The sequence below is a fragment of the Pseudomonas sp. NPDC012596 genome, from assembly GCF_042902325.1.
Classification (GTDB): domain Bacteria; phylum Pseudomonadota; class Gammaproteobacteria; order Pseudomonadales; family Pseudomonadaceae; genus Aquipseudomonas.
Map to the genome: position 1 here is coordinate 48,829 of NZ_JBIBEB010000003.1, position 19,055 is coordinate 67,883.

16 protein-coding genes, 1 pseudogene and 1 riboswitch are annotated in these 19,055 nt (G+C 64.9%); of the genes and pseudogenes, 12 read left to right on the plus strand and 5 right to left on the minus strand.

Going from position 1 to position 19,055, the window contains the following annotated elements:
- Positions 1–6 precede the first annotated feature (6 nt).
- Entirely contained in the window at positions 7–1,386 is a 1,380-nt protein-coding gene (locus ACFY68_RS04810; RefSeq protein ID WP_387523846.1) for a 3-deoxy-7-phosphoheptulonate synthase class II, read from the minus strand.
- 296 nt (positions 1,387–1,682) lie between these two features.
- Between ACFY68_RS04810 and ACFY68_RS04815 the strand changes: the two genes are divergently transcribed.
- Genes ACFY68_RS04815 through asnB form a run of 7 tightly spaced genes read left to right on the plus strand, consistent with a single transcriptional unit; the run spans position 1,683 to position 9,619 of the window.
- On the plus strand, positions 1,683–2,999 hold the full coding sequence (locus ACFY68_RS04815) for a phenylacetate--CoA ligase family protein (protein ID WP_387523849.1): 1,317 nt from the start codon (positions 1,683–1,685) through the stop codon (positions 2,997–2,999).
- Positions 2,996–4,711, plus strand: a complete 1,716-nt coding sequence (locus tag ACFY68_RS04820) for a prenyltransferase/squalene oxidase repeat-containing protein (RefSeq protein ID WP_387523852.1) — start codon at positions 2,996–2,998, stop codon at positions 4,709–4,711. Before ACFY68_RS04815 ends, ACFY68_RS04820 begins: the two co-directional genes overlap by 4 nt.
- 9 nt (positions 4,712–4,720) lie before the next feature.
- Positions 4,721–5,128 (plus strand): hypothetical protein, encoded by a 408-nt coding sequence (locus tag ACFY68_RS04825; RefSeq protein ID WP_387523854.1) that lies wholly within the window; start codon positions 4,721–4,723, stop codon positions 5,126–5,128.
- A complete protein-coding gene (locus ACFY68_RS04830; RefSeq protein WP_387523857.1) occupies positions 5,125–5,409 on the plus strand; it encodes an acyl carrier protein in 285 nt (94 codons plus the stop codon). Before ACFY68_RS04825 ends, ACFY68_RS04830 begins: the two co-directional genes overlap by 4 nt.
- Positions 5,406–6,401 carry an acyl-CoA synthetase gene (locus ACFY68_RS04835; protein ID WP_387523860.1) on the plus strand — a complete coding sequence of 332 codons (996 nt, stop codon included), beginning with the start codon at positions 5,406–5,408 and terminating at the stop codon, positions 6,399–6,401. Before ACFY68_RS04830 ends, ACFY68_RS04835 begins: the two co-directional genes overlap by 4 nt.
- On the plus strand, positions 6,388–7,773 hold the full coding sequence (locus tag ACFY68_RS04840) for an amidase family protein (RefSeq protein ID WP_387523863.1): 1,386 nt from the start codon (positions 6,388–6,390) through the stop codon (positions 7,771–7,773). The genes ACFY68_RS04835 and ACFY68_RS04840 overlap by 14 nt, the downstream gene beginning before the upstream one ends.
- A 10-nt stretch (positions 7,774–7,783) precedes the next feature.
- A complete protein-coding gene (gene asnB, locus ACFY68_RS04845) occupies positions 7,784–9,619 on the plus strand; it encodes an asparagine synthase (glutamine-hydrolyzing) (protein ID WP_387523866.1) in 1,836 nt (611 codons plus the stop codon).
- Here asnB and ACFY68_RS04850 read toward each other — a convergent pair.
- On the minus strand, positions 9,608–10,579 hold the full coding sequence (locus tag ACFY68_RS04850) for a LysR family transcriptional regulator (protein ID WP_346613283.1): 972 nt from the start codon (positions 10,577–10,579) through the stop codon (positions 9,608–9,610). The genes asnB and ACFY68_RS04850 overlap by 12 nt on opposite strands.
- Before the next feature lie 271 nt (positions 10,580–10,850).
- On the opposite strand from ACFY68_RS04850, the pseudogene ACFY68_RS04855 reads away from it, so the two are divergent.
- Together ACFY68_RS04855 and ACFY68_RS04860 are read left to right on the plus strand one after the other, a co-directional pair.
- Positions 10,851–11,483, plus strand: a pseudogene (locus ACFY68_RS04855) (SDR family NAD(P)-dependent oxidoreductase); the annotation flags it as partial.
- A complete protein-coding gene (locus tag ACFY68_RS04860) occupies positions 11,466–12,575 on the plus strand; it encodes an SMP-30/gluconolactonase/LRE family protein (RefSeq protein WP_387524646.1) in 1,110 nt (369 codons plus the stop codon). The pseudogene ACFY68_RS04855 and the gene ACFY68_RS04860, both read left to right, overlap by 18 nt.
- On the opposite strand, the gene ACFY68_RS04865 is transcribed toward ACFY68_RS04860, so the two are convergent.
- Complete coding sequence (locus ACFY68_RS04865; protein ID WP_387523869.1) at positions 12,565–13,545, minus strand: site-specific integrase; 981 nt, start codon at positions 13,543–13,545, stop codon at positions 12,565–12,567. The genes ACFY68_RS04860 and ACFY68_RS04865 overlap by 11 nt on opposite strands.
- A gap of 123 nt (positions 13,546–13,668) precedes the next feature.
- Positions 13,669–13,782, plus strand: a riboswitch (TPP riboswitch).
- Between the two features lie 79 nt (positions 13,783–13,861).
- Between ACFY68_RS04865 and ACFY68_RS04870 the strand changes: the two genes are divergently transcribed.
- The 3 genes from ACFY68_RS04870 to ACFY68_RS04880 all read left to right on the plus strand — a co-directional run bounded on the left by ACFY68_RS04870 (position 13,862) and on the right by ACFY68_RS04880 (position 17,109).
- Positions 13,862–14,509 (plus strand): TenA family protein, encoded by a 648-nt coding sequence (locus tag ACFY68_RS04870; RefSeq protein WP_387523872.1) that lies wholly within the window; start codon positions 13,862–13,864, stop codon positions 14,507–14,509.
- Between the two features lie 2 nt (positions 14,510–14,511).
- On the plus strand, positions 14,512–15,171 hold the full coding sequence (gene tenA / locus ACFY68_RS04875) for a thiaminase II (protein WP_387523875.1): 660 nt from the start codon (positions 14,512–14,514) through the stop codon (positions 15,169–15,171).
- Between the two features lie 189 nt (positions 15,172–15,360).
- Positions 15,361–17,109, plus strand: coding sequence for a BCCT family transporter (locus ACFY68_RS04880; RefSeq protein WP_387523878.1), 1,749 nt, complete (start codon positions 15,361–15,363; stop codon positions 17,107–17,109).
- A gap of 5 nt (positions 17,110–17,114) precedes the next feature.
- Here ACFY68_RS04880 and ACFY68_RS04885 read toward each other — a convergent pair whose 3' ends face one another.
- Together ACFY68_RS04885 and ACFY68_RS04890 are read right to left on the minus strand one after the other, a co-directional pair.
- Positions 17,115–18,062 (minus strand): ornithine cyclodeaminase family protein, encoded by a 948-nt coding sequence (locus tag ACFY68_RS04885; protein ID WP_387523881.1) that lies wholly within the window; start codon positions 18,060–18,062, stop codon positions 17,115–17,117.
- A complete protein-coding gene (locus ACFY68_RS04890; RefSeq protein ID WP_387523884.1) occupies positions 18,059–19,036 on the minus strand; it encodes a threonine/serine dehydratase in 978 nt (325 codons plus the stop codon). The genes ACFY68_RS04885 and ACFY68_RS04890 overlap by 4 nt, the downstream gene beginning before the upstream one ends.
- Positions 19,037–19,055 lie beyond the last annotated feature (19 nt).

The window sequence follows — 19,055 nt, forward strand, 5'->3', positions numbered from 1 at the left end:
ACAGGTTCAAGGGCACTGTCGCCACGTGTTGGCGTCGAGGCTCACGCGCAGCGCCAATTCCATGGCCTGATCGCGATTGAGCCGCGGGTCGACCTGGCTCACATAGCGCCGGGCAAGGTCAGCGGGTTGCAGGCCAGCGGCGCCCCCCAGGCATTCGGTGACGTCGTCACCGCTGGCTTCCAGGTGCAAACCGCCAAGGGCCGAACCATGCCGGGCATGCACGGCGAACGCGCCGGCGACCTCTGCGAGGATGTCGTCGAAGGCGCGGGTCTTGGTGCCGCAGGGCAGGGTGCGGGTGTTGCCGTGCATCGGGTCGCACAGCCACAGCACCTGTGCACCGGTTGCCTGAACGGTTTCGATCAGCGGCCCCAGGTGGTCTTGCAGGTGGGCAGCGCCCAGGCGGTGGATCAGCGTCAGCCGGCCAGGTTCGTTGGTGGGGTTGAGCCGTGCAATCAATCGCTGTAGCTGCTCGGGGTCGGTATCAATACCTACCTTCACCGCCACCGGGTTGGCCAGGCCGCGCAGGTACTCGACATGTGCGCCGTCGGGTTGTGCGGTACGCAGGCCGATCCAAGGGAGGTGGGTGCCCAGGTTGAACCAGTCGCCATCGCTGTGTTGCCGCGTCAGCGCCTGTTCGTATTCCAGCAACAGGGCTTCGTGGGACACGTACAGCTCACGGTGCAGGAATTCGCCCGGCTGGGAGCCTGCCAGGGTGCGCATGAAACGCAGGGTGCCATGGACTTCTGCCAACAGCGGGCGAAGCCGCTGGTGATCCTGCGCCTGTGCGAGCCAGTCGAGCGGCCAGCAGTCGGCAAGCAACAGGTTGTCGATGCCCTGCGCCTGCAGCGTGTGCAGGTGTTGCAGGGTCAGCGCCGAGTGGGCATGCGCCTGCAACAGGCGCTGCGGGTCAGGCCGACGCGCCTCAGGGCTGAAGGAATACTGGTTGACGATGTCGCCGCGATACACCGGCAGGCTCACGCCATCACGCCGCTCGATATCACTGGAGCGAGGTTTTGCATATTGCCCGGCGAGGCGACCAAGCTGCACGATCGGCAGTTGCAGGCCGTGCATCAGTACCTGGCTCATCTGCTGCAGCAGCGCCACTTGCCGCGTGCTTTGCGCAAGATCGTTGTGTTCGAAGCGCTCGGCGCAGTCCCCCAGTTGCAGGACGAACCGCTTGCCCTGTTGGGCCTGCGCGAGCAACGCCTTGAGCTGCAGGATGCGCTCCGCGCCCAACAGCGGCGGGCGCAGGGCAAGCGCGTCGAGTGCCAGGCGCAAAGCGTGCGGGTCGTCATAGCAGGGTTGTTGCAGGGCAGTGCAGCTGCGCCATGAATTGATCGTCCAGGTTGCCTGGGCGTCCGCCACTGCGGCGGTGGGGGTCAGCATGGTGTGTCTCTCCTGAGAGGTACTTCGCTTGATCTGCCTGGGGAGCAGGTGGCGGCGATAGTGCGCAGGGCGGACACGGCTTGGGAAATACATTAAATATCTTTGTCTGATATCTCACCGGGTTTGCGAGGTGAATCGACACGCAAGACCAGAAAATACCCACGTACCGATCGGAATTAACCCGGTGTGAGTGTTGAATAATACTTTTGAACTATCACCGCCGGGTTCAAATAAGTATTTTACTTGGGCCGGGCGCTCGCCAATTCTCTGCGCTGTTTATTCGAGAGGGCGAGTCGATGTTAGTTCACAGCGACCAGGATTACGGCGTACTGAAAGACGCGGAACGCGAGCTTCAGCTGCAGGCGGGGCACATTCCCGACGCCGCGTTTTATGCACGCAAGTTGCAAGCAGTATGGACGCGAGCACAACACAGCGCCCACTACGCACACATAGGTCAATACAGTTACAGCGCGTTCAAGCAATTGCCACCGACGGCCAAGGGCTTACTCAAAAGCCAGCCGCTGAACTTCTGCACGGTCGAACTTGGCGAGGCAGCGAAGTATTACGCTACCACCGGCACCACCGGCGAGCCGACGCCGACGCCGCGGTTGAAAGAGGACATCATCTGGAACGCCGTCAGCGTCGCCAGCCACTGGCGCGCCGTGCTGCGCCCCGGTGCGCGGGTGGCCAACCTGATGCCATCGGACATCGTCCCGGTCGGCGACCTGATCGCCAACGTCTGCGAATACCTGGACGTTTCCCACGTGCGCCTTTACCCGTTCACCACCGGTATTACCGACTGGGAGCGGGTGTGCAAAACCTTCGATACCTATAAGCCGACGGTACTGTTCATCGCCCCCGGCGTACTGGTGCAACTGACCCGCTACCTGAAACAGCGTGAACTGCTGCAGACGATCGCGGGCTCCGTGCGCGCGATCATGTTGCTTGGCGAGGTCAACACCCAGCCGTTGCGTGAGCGCCTGGCGCGATGGTGGCAGTGCGAGGTGTTCGACGCCAGCTACGGCAGTACCGAAACCGGTACCCTCGCGGCAGTGGGCGAAGACCTGCACATGCGCCTGGCCACCGCCACCAATTATTTCGAGCTGCTGCTGCCCGATGGCCGTCTGGTTACCCCGGCCGAAGGCCTGACGGGCCGGCTGGTGGTGACGCCGCTCAACCTGTATGCCCGGCCGCTGTTGCGCCTGGATACCGGCGACAGCGTGACCATCACCGCACCCTGGGAGCCGGGCCGGGCCAGCCCGGGCCTGCTGATCAACGGGCGCGACAGCGACAGCATCGTGGTTGGCGGCGTACCCTTGGAAATTCGCGCAGTCGAGGAGGTGGTATACGGCGCTTGCGATGCCACCGGCTATGTCATCGAAGTGGATCGCCAAAGCGACAGTGCTGCGCTGATTCTGGAGCGCGATGTGGGTTGGGACATCACCCAGGAAGCGCAGTTGCAGGCCGATTTGCTGGAGCGGTCCGAGCAGCACATGGGGCTGCGCTGGAGCCGGGTGCTGTTCGTCAACAACCTGTCGGCGCTGAACAAGAGCGGTGCGTCGCAAAAGAGCTGGAAGAAGACCAACCTGCGCTTTGTCGGTGGCCAGCAATGATGCCACCGCGTTTTCCCCAAGGGCAGGGCCTGGGCAACGGCCAGCCGGATTTGTGGTGCACCTATGCTGCGATACGCACCTTGGCATGGGTCGAACGGCTGGACCAGGCCGACGCCCCGGCACTGCAGGCGTACATCCAGTCACGGCGCAACCGTGACGGCGGCTTTGCCTGGAGCAAGGGCATGCCTTCCGATGCCTGGGCCACCTTCTACTGCACCGAAACACTGCACGACCTGGGCGTTGCAGTGGAACGCCGCGACGAGACGGCGGCGTGGCTGCATACGCTGTTCGACGGCGACGCCTACGCCATGTGCCCCGGGCAGACGGCCGACGTCTGGGCCAGCCACTATGCGCTGCGAACCTTGATCGAAGTTTGCCAGGGCCGGGTGCTGGACACCGAGCACCTGTACGCCTGGCTGGAGGGCCTGCAATGTGCCAATGGCGGCCTCAGCTGGTCCGCCGAGTTTGCCCGGCGCAACCTCGCCGATACCCGCGCCTGCTTCTACGGTGTGATGGCCGCCCGCGCGCTGCAACGCCAAGGCTTGCCGGCACCCCAATGGGACCTGCCACGGTTGATCGGCTGGTTGCAGGCGCAGCAGATGGATTGTGGCGGCTTCCGCTTCAGCGAAACGGCAGAAGTACCTTGCCTGTGGGCGACCTATCGCGCCACGGCCAGCCTCGCGGCCCTGCAGGCGCAGCCACTGGGCCGCCGCCGCTGCGCGGAATGGATCGACAGCTTGCGCGGCCCCACCGGCGCCTTCGTGCGCTGGGCAGGTTATGACGGTGAGGATGTCTGGGCAGCGTTCTGTGCCGTAGGGTCACTGAAGGCCATGGGTGAGCCGGTGGCGCAGCTGGCTGACGAGGTGGCTGCCTTCGTTGCAACCTTGTCGATGCCCCAGGGCGGCTACACCTATCGCTTGGCTGACACCGCGCACGACGTGCTCACCACTGCGGCTGCGCTGCTGGGTGAAAGTCTGCCGGCGGCGCAGCGCGATGGCGCCTTGCGCTGGATCGAAGGCTGCCAGATGCCCAACGAGCCCGGGATCATGTACATGCCCGGCCGGGGCGCCGAGGTGCGCTGCACCAATTGGGGCCTGGCCGCCGGTGCCTTCGTTGGCCAGCCGGGGCCGCGCCAGGCAATCGGCCACTGGCTGGCCTCGTTGCAGAACCCCGACGGCGGTTTCGGCTTCTGGGAGGGGCGCGGTTCGGACATGGTGTCTACCGCCTCGGCCGTGTCGATCCTACGCCAGTTGGGCGACAACAGCGGTGTCGATCGGGAGGCTCTCGAAAGCTACGTGGCCAGCTGCCGGCAGGTGCAGGGTTATGCCTCGTTCCCGCGTGGCGAAACTTCCTTGCGCGCCGGGCTGCAGGCATTGGCGTGCCTCGCCTACATTGGCCACGACGTCACGCAGGCAGCCACCGAGCTACTGGCCGCCCACAAGGTGCGGCAGGGTGGTTTCGCCAACCAGGGCCAGCGCATTCCCGACCTGCTGAGCACCTACCAGGCCGTGGCACTGGCCGCTGACCTCGGCCTGACGGTGGACCTGCCGCATTTGCGGTACTTCCTCGACAAGGTCTGCGGCCCCGCAGGCCACGCCTGGTCACCGTTGTTCCTGCAAGGGGTCGATGCCTTGTCGGCCTGCCTGGGCCGCCTGCTCGAAGCCTTTGCCGAGGGCCGGCAGCAATGCCTGCCCAGTTTGCAGTTGTCGTAAGGACCTGACATGCCAACCCTCAATGTTTCCAGCGCAGCGCTGCAACCGCTGGCGCGCAAGCGCCTGGCCCTGGCCTTTACCCGGCTGCTCAAAGCCCTTGGCGCAGAGACTGCTCACTGCATGGTGTTCTTCAACCCGTTGCCGGAGGCGTGCGTGTTCAGCGCCGGCATGCCGATGCCGATCACCGACCACGATGGCTTGCCGGCGCAGTTTCATGTGCGCATTACCCTGGCTGCGGCGCGCGACCGGCTGGCCCACCAGGCGTTGGCCGAAGGGCTGCACGCCTGCCTGCGCACGCACTACCCGAACGCCTTCATCTACTTGCATTTCGACCCGATCCTGCCCGAGCACGTGTTCTTCAGTGCCGGCGCGGAATTGATCAACGCTGCCCACCCACAAGGAAAGACCGGCTCGTGAACGACCTCAGCATTGAACAGCGCATTCGTCAGACCCTCGCCCAGCTGCTTGGCGATGAGGTCGAGGCCATCGACAAGCGCGACAGCTTCCGCGACTTCCTTGGCGAGCGCTTCGACAGCCTGATGGCCGTCGAGGTGATTACCGCCATCGAGGGCTGTTTCGACATCGAGGTGGATTACCTCAGCGACGATGTGCGCTTCTGGTTTGAAACCCTGGAAAAAATGGAGCAATTCGTCGGCCAGAAACTGGAAGATCAACTGACCCTGCAGGCCACCGAGTGAGCGCCGAACATCTGTTTACCACCTCCGGCTCCACCGGCGCGCCGCGCCAGTGGCTGCGCAGCGTGGCGCAGATGGAGCGCGAGGCAGCCTTGATCCTTGGCCGCTGGGCGCCGGATGCACGGGAGATTTTCGCCTTTGCGCCGGCCAGCCACAGCTACGGGATGATCCTCGGTGATGTCGGTGCGCGGGTGTTGAACGCGCACCTGCACACCTGCTCGCTGGAGCAGCAACGGCTGCCTGCCCTGGATGGCGAGGGGCCGTGCGTGATCCTCGCCATTGCCAGTACCTGGCGTGTGCTGCCGGCGCTGCTGGCCAAGCGCTCTGCGCGCCGTGCGGTGCTGGTGGTGCACAGCGCCTCGTTGCTGCCACCGGGCGCCCTGGCCACTGTGCAGCGCCATGCCGGGCCACGCGTGCGCTTTGTCGAACTGCTGGGCTCCACCGAAACCGGCGCCATGGCTTACCGCGAGCTGCAGGCACATAGCAGCCCGGAGCAGGCCTGGACGCTGCTCGACGATGTCACGTTGCTGAGCACGCCAGGCCAACCGCGTGCACTCGAAGTGGCCAGCCCGCGCATCGCTCGCGAGCACGGCCAACCGCGGCCTGCGGCCACGTACTGCTGCGATGACCAGGTGCTGGCCCTGGATGCACGCCGCTTCACGTGGCTGGGCCGGGCGAGCAGCCTGATCAAGGTCAACGGCCTGCGTGTCGATCTGGCTCGCCTGACCCGCGACCTTGGCCAGCAGCTGAACTGCCCGACGCTGGCCTGCGTGGCGGTGCGTGATGCGCTGCGCGGCGAAGCGTTCGAAGTGCTGTTCAGCTCCGTCACGCTCAGCGAACGCGCGGTACTGGATGCGTTCAGGCAACTGCCCCCAGGCCATCCACGGCCCGTTGCCGTGCGCCGCGTCAGCGACCTGCCTTTATCCGCCACCGGCAAGCCAATGCCGTGGGCAGCCTCAACTTTTGTCAAGGAATACACCCATGACCCACGCTAATACCCAGGACACCATCACCCAGTACCTCAGCAACTGCGGCGCCGATGCCAGCCGCGGGCGCGAGCAGCCCGAATACCTTGGGCTGAGCCTGCGCAAGCGCCACGAATTGCTGCAGCGCAACCCCGCGCTGGCGGCCGACTGGGCGGCCCAGTACGGCCAATGGTCGGTGCATGCCGACAGCCACTACCGTTGCCTGACCAGCACCCGCGAAGCCCTGGCGCCGTGGTACCGCCTGGGCGTCAAGGACACCGTCGACGTCGCCGGCCTGCCGACCCGCCTGGGCCTGCGCAGTTACCGCCACTACCCGCAGCGCAGTGCCGAGGCGCTGACCTTCCTCGACCCGCGCATCGCCCTGACCAGCAAGGTTGCCACCACCGAGCTGAACATCGCCTTCGGCGCCGGCTGCCGTAACCCGCATTTCCCGAGCATCGACCCGTCCGGCTCCAGCACGGGGTCTGCGGTTTCGGTGGCGGCGGGCCTGTGTGATATCTCGCTGGGCACCGACGTGCTGGGCTCGGTACGCTGGCCGGCCTCGCACTGCGGCATGGTCGGCCTGCGCATGACCCAGAAGGCCGAAAGACTGGCTGGGGTGTTCCCGTTGTCGCCACGCATGGATGCACTGGGCTGGGTCACCCGCAGCGCAGACGATCTCGATGTGCTGTTCCCGCTGCTGGGGCTGGAGCCGCTGCTCGGCCAGCAACAACCCCTCAAGGACCGCTACCAGGTCGCCATCCTGGAACACGCGCTGGACCCGACGCTGACCAGCCCGGCAATGCTCGACATGCTCGGCCAGGCGCGTAGCGCGCTGGCAGACCTGGGCATGGCGCCCGGTGAAGTCGCCATGCCCGAGCTCTGGGCCTGCCGCGGTGACGCCTGGCAACTGTGTGCGCGTGATGCCTGGCTGGCTTCGGCGGCTTGGGCGCGGCGCTTCGACTGCGAGCTGCACTGGTCCACGCTGAGCGCACTGAAGGTAGGCGAGGGCGTCAGCGACAGCGACTACCAGCGCATCCACCAGCGCATGGACACCCTTCGCGGCGGTATCGACGCCTGGTTCGACCAGGCCCAGGTGGACTTCGTGGTGTTCCCCATGGACCCTAACCGGCCGTTCGACCGACGCAACCCGCAGCCAGGCGACTCGACCATTCCGTCGCCGGCCGAACCTGGCTATGAGCAGAAAATCAGCTTCACCCCGCTGGCCAGCTTCAGCGGCCTGCCGGCCATCACCGTGCCGGTCTGCCTGAGCGCCGACGGTAAAGCGCCGCTGGCCGTGCAGATCATGGGCCGTCGCGACAGCGAGCGGCAGCTGCTGGACATCGCCAAGCGCCTGCAAGCCGTCACCGGCCTGCTGCCAACCCGCCGTCTTCAGGTTTAAGGAGCGCAGCATGTGCGGAATCACAGGCTGGGTGGACTACACCCGCGACCTGGCCCAGGCCACCGCGGCGCTCAGCGCCATGACCGATACCCTGGCCCTGCGCGGGCCGGATGCCAGCGGCAGCTGGCTGCATCGCAATGCCCTGCTGGGCCACCGGCGCCTGGCGATCATCGACCTTGGCGGCGGCGTTCAGCCGATGACCTACCGCTGTGCCGGCGGCGAGGAAATCGCCCTGATCTACACCGGCGAGGTCTACAACCACAACGCACTGCGTGAGCAGCTACAGAAGGCCGGCCACCAATTCCATACCCGCAGCGACACCGAAGTGGTGCTGCATGCCTACCTGGAGTGGGGGGATCAGTGCTGCGAGCACCTGAGTGGCATGTTCGCCTTCGCCGTGTTCGACGGGCGTGACGGGCACTTCCTGCTGGTGCGTGACCGCCTGGGGGTCAAGCCGCTGTACTACGCCCGCCATCAGCAGGGGCTGCTGTTCGGGTCGGAGGCCAAGGCCATTCTGGCGCACCCGGAATTCACCAGCGCGCTGGATGTGGTCGGCCTCGTTGACGACCTGAGCCTGTCTCGCGGCACCGTGCGCACAGCCCTGCGCGGGGTCAGCGAACTGCCACCAGGGCATCGGTTGTCCTGGCGGCCCAACGGGCAACCGAAGCTCAGCCGCTACTGGCAGTTGCAGCGGCGCGAGCATGCGGATGATCTGGCCACCACCGTGGCGCGCACCCGGGAGCTGCTCGGTAACGCGCTGGGCGAGCAGTTGCATGCCGACGTGCCGGTCTGCTCGCTGCTGTCTGGCGGGCTGGATTCGACCATCCTCACCGCCATGGCGCAGCAACGGTTGCAGGCGCAGCAGGGTGGCGCGGTCAATTCGTTCTCGGTGGACTTCGTCGGCCAGGCCGAGCAGTTCCAGAGTGACGAATTCCGCCCGGAGCGCGACCAGCCCTACGCGCTGGCGGCCGCCGAGTACATCGGCAGCCACCACCAGACCATCCTCATCGACAACCGCGAGCTGGTCGCAGCCCATGCGCGCAGAGCGGTGTACCGGGCCAATGACTCGGCGGCCACCTTCGGCGACGTGGACACCTCGCTGTACCTGCTGTTCAAGGCCATCCGCGGGCATTCCACAGTAGCCATCTCCGGCGAGGCGGCGGACGAGGTGTTTGGCGGTTACGCCTGGTTCCGCGACCCGCAGGCCATTGCGGCGCAACGCTTCCCGTGGCTTTCGCGCATGCAGTTGCTGCAGCCCGAACTGATCAACCCTGACTTCAACCGCCAGTGCAACTTCGTTGATTACCAGAGCAGTTGCTATCACCAGGCGCTGGACAGTGTCGAGCACTTGCCAGGTGACAGCCCGCAGGAACGGCGCATGCGCGAGCTGTGCCACATGCACCTGCAGCGCTGGCTGCCGATCCTGCTCGACCGCAAGGACCGCTTGAGCATGGCCGCCAGCCTGGAGGTGCGGGTGCCGTTCACCGACCATCAGCTGGTGGAGTATGTGTACAACGTGCCGTGGGCGATCAAGGGCAAGGACGGCGAAGAGAAATGGCTGCTCAAGCAGGCCTGCAAGGACATCTTGCCGCCGGCCGTATTGCAGCGGCGCAAGAGCCCGTACCCGACCTCGGCCAACCTGGCCTACGAACGGTTCCTGCGTGAGCGTGCCCGGGGCTTGCTGGCAGAGGCCGGCAGCCCGGTGTTTGCGGTGATCGACCGGGGCCGGCTGGCGGCTGAATTGCGCCAGGCGGAGGGTTATTTCAATTCGCAGCTGCGCCGCAACAACCTGGAGACGGCCCTGGCGCTGGATGCTTGGCTGCGCGAATACCGCTTAACGCTGTAGTTCGCGGTTGTCGCTACCATCCAGCATCACCGGGTTCTGGATGGTGTCGGCATAGCGCCGTGGCGCGCCCAGGTCGAGCATGGAAATGAAACTGCCCAGGGCCGGGGACGCGTTCTGGATGTTCCAGTTCATGTACAGGCCCATGGTCGGCGTAGGCTGGTCCTTGATCGGCCGGATCGGGCGGAACTGCACGCGGTCGCGCAGCGTGGAGTAGGCGATCGACTCCGGCACCAGGGCCACGCCGAAGCCGCAGGCCACCAGGCCGATCAGAGTATGGATCTGCGCCGCTTCCTGCACCACCTTGGGGTAGAAACCGGCCGATTCGCACAGGGCGATCAACTGGCTGTGGTAGCCGCTGCCCAGCGCCTGCGGGGTGAACACGAAGTCCTCTTCGGCAAAATCGCGCAGGTCGACCACCGGCTGCTGCGCCTTGGGGTGGCTGGCGGGGAGGGCCATGACGATCTGCTCGTTGAGCAGCAGCCGCGATTCGATGGTGTCCGGCGGCATCGGCAGCTTGCGCATGAAACCGATGTCCGCCTCGCCAGCCATCAACGCCTTGGCCTGTGAAGCCGAGGGCATTTCGCGGATGGTCAGCCGCACGTTCGGGTAGATTTCGCGAAATTTCTTCAGGGTATTGAGCAGTGACTCGTAGTAAGCGATGGAAATAGCGGTGATGGTCAGCTTGCCGCAGATCCCTTCAGAGACGTTGCGCGCGTACTCGATGCCTTGCTCCAGCTCCTTGAGCGTGCGGTAAGCGGTTTCCAGAAACGCCATGCCGGCCGCCGTCAGCTTGACCCCCCGCTTGTTGCGCAGGAACAGGCTGAAGCCCAGCTTCTCTTCGAGTCGGTTGATCGCCTGGCTCAGGGGTGGCTGCGCCATGTGCAGGCGGATGGCTGCCTTGTGAAAGTGCAGCTCCTCGGCCACGGCAATGAACTGCCTGAGCAAACGTGTCTCGATCATGCTTACGTTCCTTCATCGAGTCGAACGGGCGCCAGGAAGGCGTTTTCCGGCGGCCGACCCTGCAAGGCGGCCATCATAGTGCGTGACATCGCGGCGACAAAGCCTCTGCTGCCATCGCTTTTTGTAGGGCATCACGCTGGTGGCTGGCGTACATCGGCATGTGGCGGGTTTCAGGTGATATCTCGGAGATATCAAAGTTGCATGCTTTTAATATTAAGTCATTGATTTTTTTATTGTTATCGTAAAAAAGGAGAATCGGAAGGGCTCTACAATGCCAAGCACAGACCCATTCAAGAACAAAGTGGCCATCGTCACCGGTGCCGCCCAGGGCCTAGGCCTGGACTACGCCATGGCGTTGGCCGCACGCGGTGCGCGGGTGGTCATCAGCGACCTGGGCACTGACCGTTCCGGCGAAGGCCAGGACCCGGCGGCCGTCAGCGTTGCCCTCGACGCCCTGAAAGCCAAGGGGCATGACGTGGTCGCCCATGTCGGCCACCTGGAAAACGAAGAAGAATGCCGCCAGCTGGTCGAGCTGGCCATCAGCCATTTCGGTGCGCTGGACATCCTCATCCATAATGCCGGCTGGGTCGATTACCAAGGCATCGAGACCCAGGAGCAGGCGTTTCTCGAACGCGCCCTGGGTATCAGCGTGCACGCCCCGGTATGGTTGGCCAAGCACGCCTGGAAGCACCTCAAGGCCTCCGAAGCGCCGCGTATCGTGCTGACCACCTCGGACCGCGCCATGTACCAGCGCTACGCCCAGCCCGGCTTGGTTGCCTATTCGGCGGGCAAGATGGCCCAGGTGGGCATCATGAACGCACTGAGCATGGAAGGGCTGGAGCACGGCATCTTGGTCAATGCGATCTCGCCGGTGGCCAAGACCCGCATGTGGGGCGTGACCCAGCCGCCAGAAGAGCTCAAGCCAGAATGGGTGACACCGGGCGTGCTGTACCTGGCCAGCCCGCTGTGCCGGGACACCGGCTATATCCTGCGCGCCAGCAACGGCCAGTTCACCGCCACGCGTTTCAGCGAAAACAGCGGGGTCAGCTACCCGCGTGACCTGGCGCGGGTTGAAGCGTCCAGCCTGGCCGAAGTTGCCGAGCGCTGGAGCCGCATCAAGGAATGCCAATACGTGCCGATCAAGGTCGCCAACACCCGCGCCGACCTGGGCGAGAGCCCGGTGTGGGATGCGCGCACGGGCGCGCTGTATTTCGTCGATATCACCGGCGGGCGTATCCACCGGCTGCTGCCCGATGGTGAAGTCGAAAAACTGTATGAATCGGCTGCGCGCATCGGCGCCTTGGCGCTGACCGACCAAGGCAACCTGATCTTCACCGAGGACGCCAGCGTTGCCATCCTCGATGTGGCGCCGGGCAAGGTGCGCCAGTACTCGATGCCGGTGCACCACCGCCCGAGCTACCGGTTCAACGATGGCGCCTGCGACCCACACGGGCGCTTCGTCACCGGCCTGATGGACGAGGGGCCAAGCGGCAAGACCGGCGCTTTGTTCCGCTTCGACGGCGAGCTGCACGATGAGGTGATCCACGATGGCTTGTCGTTGCCTAACGGCATTACCTGGTCGGCCGACGGCCAGACGGTATTCTTCGTCGATTCCGTTGCCCGCGCGATCTACCGCGCCGAATACCTGCCCGAAGGCCGACTGGAGCAGGTCAGCCTGTTCGCCGAGACGCCGGCCGAGCTGGGGCGCCCGGACGGTATTGCGCTGGATCGTGAAGGCGGGCTGTGGGTGTGCCAGTTCAATGGCAGCTGCCTGTTGCGCTATGACCGCCACGGGCACCTGACCGACCAGGTGGTGATGCCCGTGCCGCGCCCGACCAGCGTCTGCTTCGGTGGCGATGGCATGGACACGCTGTTCATCACCACGGCTCGCGTCGGCATGTCGCCGGCAGAGCTGCGCCACTACCCGGATGCCGGTGACCTGTATGCGATCCGCCCGGAAGTGGGCGGCATCGCGCGCTACACCTTCAAGGAATAAGCGCTTGCACCTGGCTGGCCGGTAACACGGCCAGTTCGCCAAAGCGCTGGGCCGAGTCGATGTAGCGCAAGGCCGACTTGGCGTCCTTCCAGCCCACGTAACTCATCAGCGACTTCAACTCCCAGCCGTTGGCCGTGGCCCAGGTGGCAAAGCCGCGGCGCAGGGAGTGGCCGGTGTACAGCGCGGCGGGCACGCCGCCGCGTTCGAGCATGCGCCGCAGCAGGCCGACCAGGCTGTTGCTGTTGAGCGGCATGTCGCTCAGGTTGCCCCAACGGTCGAGCTTGCGAAACACCGGGCCGTGAGCGATGCCAGCGACTTCCAGCCATTGCAGGTAGGCCGTGACCGGGCACAGCGCCTTGAGTGCCGGGGTGCGGTGCTGCACGCCCAGGGCTTCACGGTCGCCCTTGCTGCGTGGCAGGAACAGGGTGATGCCGACGCCGGCCTCGGCCTGGATGTGCTCGACGCGCAGGCGCGCCAGTTCATCACCGCGAAAGCCCCGCCAGAACCCCAGCAGCAGTAGTGCGGTATCGCGCCTGGCGCGGCGCAACGCCGGCAGGTCGTGGTGCTCGCGGGCCTGCCGGGCTTCTTCTGCAAAATGTTCGACGGCAGTTTGCAGGTGTTGCAACAGCAGCGGCGCGGCCTGCTTCGGCGGCGTTGGGTGCAAGGTGCGGATGCCGCGCAGCACCTGGCGTACCAGCGGCGCCTTGGTCGGGTCGGGGAAGCCTTGGCTGATGTGCCATTGGCTTAGCGCTGCCAGGCGTTGGCGCAGGGTGCTGACCGCATGCTGTTCGGCATGGTCGGCCAGGTAGCGGGCAATGCTGTCGGCCGTGGCCGGCAGAAAGCCGCCCCAGTGCGCCTCGAAGTGCTCGATGGCGGCCTGGTAGCTGCGGCGCGTGTTGTCGCGGGTGGCGGCGCGTACGTAGCGCTCGATGTCGGTCATGGTCGGCGGTGTGGTGATAGACAGTGACACGATAAAGCTTATTGGTTTGCCTGTCCCGGCCCTTTCGCGGGGCAAGCCCGCTCCCACAGATGCGTGACTGGCAGCTCTGGTGATTGGGCCCGTGACAATGCCCGTGCAAGTGCTGTATACCTGCACCCCACCAAGGGGAGTCCGGCAACGGGCTGAGAGACCGCTGGCATTGCAGCGCGGTGACCCTTAGAACCTGATCCGGATCATGCCGGCGAAGGGATGGGACTGCCGACCTGCCTTTTTGCCGGCCTCACTGCGAGGCCGCTCGATGCACCAACGCAACGGTCTCGCTGTCACCCCCATGGAGGACAGCACCATGACCGCACGCTTCACCGAAACCCTGCGTCGCCAGAACGAGCCAACCTGGTCGGCTGCCGTTGGCCACCGCTTCGTCCGCGAACTCTGCGCCGGCACCGTGGCGGACCCGATCATGGTTCGCTACCTGGTCCAGGACCATCGCTTTCTCGACAGCTTCCTGACCCTGCTGGGCGCTGCCATTGCCAGCGCCGACACCTTCGAGGCGCGCCTGCGTTTCGGCCGCTTCGCCGGGATGATCTCCAGCGACGAAAACACATACTTCCTACGTGCTTTCGAGGCGCTGGACGTCAGCCCCGCGCAGCGCTCTGAACCCAAGGACACGGTACCCACCGCAGGCTTCAAGGCAATCATGCGCGAGGCTGCCGCCACCCGTTGCTACGCAGCGGCGCTGGCGGTGCTGAACGTTGCCGAAGGCCTGTACCTGGACTGGGCGACCAAGGCAGCCAAACCACTGCCCGGCAACTTCGTGCATGCCGAATGGATCACCCTGCATGACAACCCGGCGTTCGCCGAATTCGTCGGCTTCCTGCAAACCGAACTTGACCGGGTAGGGCCGCAACAGGCTGCACTGAGTAGCGACTTCTTTGCGCGCACCGTGGCCCTCGAGCTTGCCTTCTTCGACGCAATCTACGACGAGGAGGCCTGACCATGGATATCTTTGCGCGCCTGAAAGCTGCCACCGCGCCGCAGTGGTCCAGTTACGTGGACCATGATTTCGTGCGACAGATGGGTGAGGGCACCCTGAGCGAGGACGCCTTCCGGACATACCTGGTGCAGGACTACCTGTTCCTCATCCAGTTCGCCCGCGCCTGGGCCCTGGCCGCTTACAAGAGCCGCCTGCCGGCCGACATCCGCGCCGCCCAGGCGGGCCTGGCGGCAATCCTCGATGAAACCGAACTGCACCTGCGCCTGTGCGCCCGCTGGGGGCTGTCCCAGGCCGATATCGAGGCGGCGCCGGAGCACCAGGCGACAGTGGCTTACACCCGTTATGTGCTTGACTGTGGCGCTGCCGGTGACCTGCTGGAGCTGCACGTGGCGTTGGCGCCGTGCGTGATTGGCTACGCCGAGATTGGTCGCACACTGGCGGCGCAGATCGGTGAGCTGAGCAACCACCCTTACCGAGAGTGGATTGGTGAATACGCGGGCGAGGGGTATCAGGGGGTGGCGGCCAATGCACGCAAGCACCTTGATGAGCTGGCGGCACGCAGCATGACCGAGCAGCGCTTTGTCGAGCTGGCGGGGATCTTTGGCCAGGCTTCGCGGCTGGAAGCGGATTTCTGGCAGATGGGGTTGGATAGCGCAGCTTGAATGGTGCGCCGTTTTTGTGGGAGTGGCAGGTCGTTGATTGGACGTGCCACGACGGTCCTGGAATAGGGGCCGTTAATTCGGGCACTGGATAATCACGGGGCCTCCCCTGTGGCCGACCCCGGTTCTAGCGCAGGCATCGCTCGCAACTAAAACAACAAAAGCCTGCAGCAAACCGAAAAGGGCCCATCGATGGCAACGCAAGAGAACGTTGAAACACCGGCGCTCGGCGTCACCGACCCGTCCAAGACTGCCGAAGCCAGGCAGGACCGTCACCTTGAAGGCAAGCTCGACTGGGTGGTGTTCGGCTTCACCAGCCTCCTGGCCATTGCTTTCATCCTCTGGGGTTTCGTCAATCAGGCAAGCCTCGCCGCCAGCGCATCCACGGCGCAGTCCTGGGTCATCGTCAATTTTGGCTGGTTCTTCGTCCTCACCTCGACCTTCTTCGTGATCTTCGTGCTGTGGCTGGCCGCCAGCCGCTACGGCCGAATTCCGTTGGGGCGTGATGGTGAAGCGCCGGAATTTCGCACGGTGTCCTGGGTTGCCATGATGTTCAGCGCGGGGATGGGCATCGGCCTGATGTTCTTCGGCGTGGCCGAGCCGCTGTCGCACTACGTCTCACCGCCGCCGGGAGCTGCCGCCGGGCAATCCGACGAGGCGCTGCAGGTGGCAATGGCCACCACGCTGTTCCACTGGTCGCTGCACCCCTGGGCGATGTACGCCATCGTTGGCCTGGCGATCGCCTATGGCACCTTTCGGCGCGGGCGCTCGCAGCTGATTTCCACCGCGTTCCGGCCCTTGATAGGCAAACATGCCAATGGCCCCATCGGCCGGGTGATCGACATGATGGCGATCTTCGCCACCCTGTTCGGTTCGGCGGCGTCGCTGGGGCTCGGCGCCCTGCAGATCGCCGGCGGCCTGGAATATAACGGCTGGATCGAAAACCCCGGCAAGCTGTTCTACATCGGCCTCATCACGTTGCTGACCATCGCTTTCGTTGCCTCGGCGGTGTCGGGCATCGGCAAGGGCATCCAGTGGCTGTCCAACACCAACATGGTGCTGGCACTGGCGCTGGCAGTGTTCGTGTTTCTGGTCGGGCCGACGCTGTTGATGCTCAACCTGCTGCCAACCTCGATCGGCGTCTATATAAAGCTGCTGCCCGAGATGATGGCGCGCACCAGCGCCAGTGGCGGCGATGCGATGGACAGCTGGCTGGCCAGCTGGACGGTGTTCTACTGGGCTTGGTGGATTTCCTGGACGCCCTTCGTCGGCATGTTCATCGCCCGTATCAGCCGTGGGCGCAGCATCCGCCAGTTCGTCAGCGGCGTGCTGCTGGTGCCAGGCCTGGTCAGCCTGGTGTGGTTCAGCATTTTCGGCGGTGCCGGCATCGATGCGCTGCGTGAGGGCACCTTCGTGCTGATCGACGGTGCCGTGAACAGCAACCATGCGCTGTATCAGCTACTCGACAGCTACCCGTTTGCAGCGGCGACTTCAGTACTGGTGATGATTCTCGTGGCGATCTTCTTCGTCTCTGGCGCCGATGCGGCCTCGCTGGTGATGGGGACCTTGTCCGAACACGGCACCACGGAGCCCTCGCGGCGCACCGTGATTTTCTGGGGCGCCCTGACCGGCACCGTGGCCGCCATCATGCTGGCCATTGGTAACTCGGGTAACCCGGGTGAAGCGCTTACGGGCCTTCAGAACTTGACCATTGTGGTGGCGCTGCCCTTTGTGGTGGTGATGGTGCTGCTGTGCCTGGCGCTTTACCGCGACTTGCGCAAGGACCCGATGATGCTGCGCCACCTGCGCGGCAGCGAGCTGATTGAAAAAGCGGTGCTGTACGGCGCGGTCAAGCACGGGGAGGAGTTCTACATCGTGGTGCAGGAGAAAAAGGCCTCGCCCAAGGCATCTCGGGCAGAGGCAGAAGTTTCGCAATCGTAGCGCGCTCACATACCCAGTGAGGCCAGCGCACAGCTTGAGATCTGGGTGTCCTGCACGGCCACGCCAGTCAGGTCGGCCAGGGTGACCTGCTGATCGTTGTCACGGCCTGGCACGCGGCCTTCGAGTAGCGCGCCAAGCTCTGCAAGCTGGTGCTCGCCGATCAGGCCGCCCTTCAGTGCATGGGAGGCTTCACCGTAGTGGCTGCATTGATAAATGGAGTCGACAATGATGCGGTCTGCCCGTGCGACCAGTGCCGGGTCGAGCTCTTGCTTCCCCGGTGCGTCTGCGCCTACGGCAGTAATATGCGTGCCAGGTTGCACCCAGCCGCTATGCAGCAACGGTGCGCGCGAAGGTGTTGCACAGATGATCAGGTTGGCGTTGCGTGCCACCACTTCAGCGCTGCGCGTGACCTCGATTTCATAGCCCAGACCCGTGGCGAATGCACTGTAATCAGCCAACGCGGCCTCGCTGCGCCCCCACACGACCACCTTGCGACAAGGGGTGACGGCGGCCAGCTGCTCTAGCTGCATGCGCGCCTGCGTGCCAGTGCCGAGAATGCCGATGGCGTTGACCTTCGAAGGGGCCAGCAGGCGGGCGGCGATGCGGCCGGCCAGCGCGGTGCGGATACAGGTTAGCCAGCCCTCGTCCTGCAGCAAGGCAATGGGCTGCCCGGTGGTGGCCGAGATCACCATCATCAAGCCGTCGTTGCTCGGCAGGCCTTTGGCTGGGTTGTCATAGAAGCCAGTCGACACCTTCACCGTGAAGGTGTCGCTGCCTTCGACATGCGCAGATTTGATGCAGCAGTCGCCGTTCGCCTGGGGGAACGCGAATGCCTGCACCGGCGGCACCTGCGCCTTACCTTGCGAGAAGGCGATGAAACCTTGCTCAAGGTGCTGCACCGCCAGGTTCAGGTCGAGCCGGGCAATGATCTGTTCTTTATTGAAGACTTTCATTGGACCGCCTCGAGGAATTTCTCCAGCACGATGTTGCGGCCGCATATCACAACGGCTACGCGCTTGCCACGGTACTCCTTGGCCAGCTTCTGCATGCCGGCCACCGCAACACCTGCCGCGCCTTCGATGATCCAGCGCTCAGCGCTGGCGACTTCACGCATCGCTGCCTTGATTTCTGCTTCGTTGACCAGCACGGTGCGCGTCAGCAGTGCTTGGCACAGCGGGAAGGTGATGGCGCCGGGTTCGACACCGCCGGCCGTACCGTCGGAGATCGTATCGGTTTCTTCCATCTCGATGATTCTCCCGGCTTCGAGCGAACGCTGCAGCGTCGGCGCGTTTGCCGGCCAGCAACCGATGATGTCGATGCCTGGGTTGAGTGCACGCAGCGTGGCACCGATGCCCGCGATCATGCCGCCACCGCCAACCGCGACGAACACTGCGTCCAGGTCGGGGGCCTGTTCGAACAGTTCCATGCCGATGGTGCCTTGGCCGGCGATGACCTGCGGGTCGTTGTAGGGCGAGACGAAGGGCTTGCCCTGGAGCGTCGCCTGCCGTGCGGCTTCCAGCTCGACCCCCAGCGGGTCCAGGTCGAGGCTGACCACCTCGGCGCCGAGCGCCCGAATGGCACCGACCTTGTAGGTGGACGCCGATGTGGTGGTGTAAACGGTGACCGGCACCCCCATCACCTTGCCCGCCAGGGCGAGCGCTTGCCCGTGGTTGCCCGACGAGGCGGTGATGACGCCCAGCTTGCGTTGCCCGGCCGGCAGCAGGCGCAGCTTGTTACTGGCGCCACGGAATTTGAACGAGCCGGTGTGTTGCAGGTGTTCGCATTTCAGGTAAACGCTGCATTCGGTCAATGCCGACAGCCGGGCGCTGTAGGTGAGCGGGGTGACACTCACCGCAGGGCGCAGGGCCTGGTGTGCTTCAGCGATGGCGTGGTGCAGAGAGGCGAGGTACTGGGCATCGACAGGCATGGGAACACGGTCCGCTTAT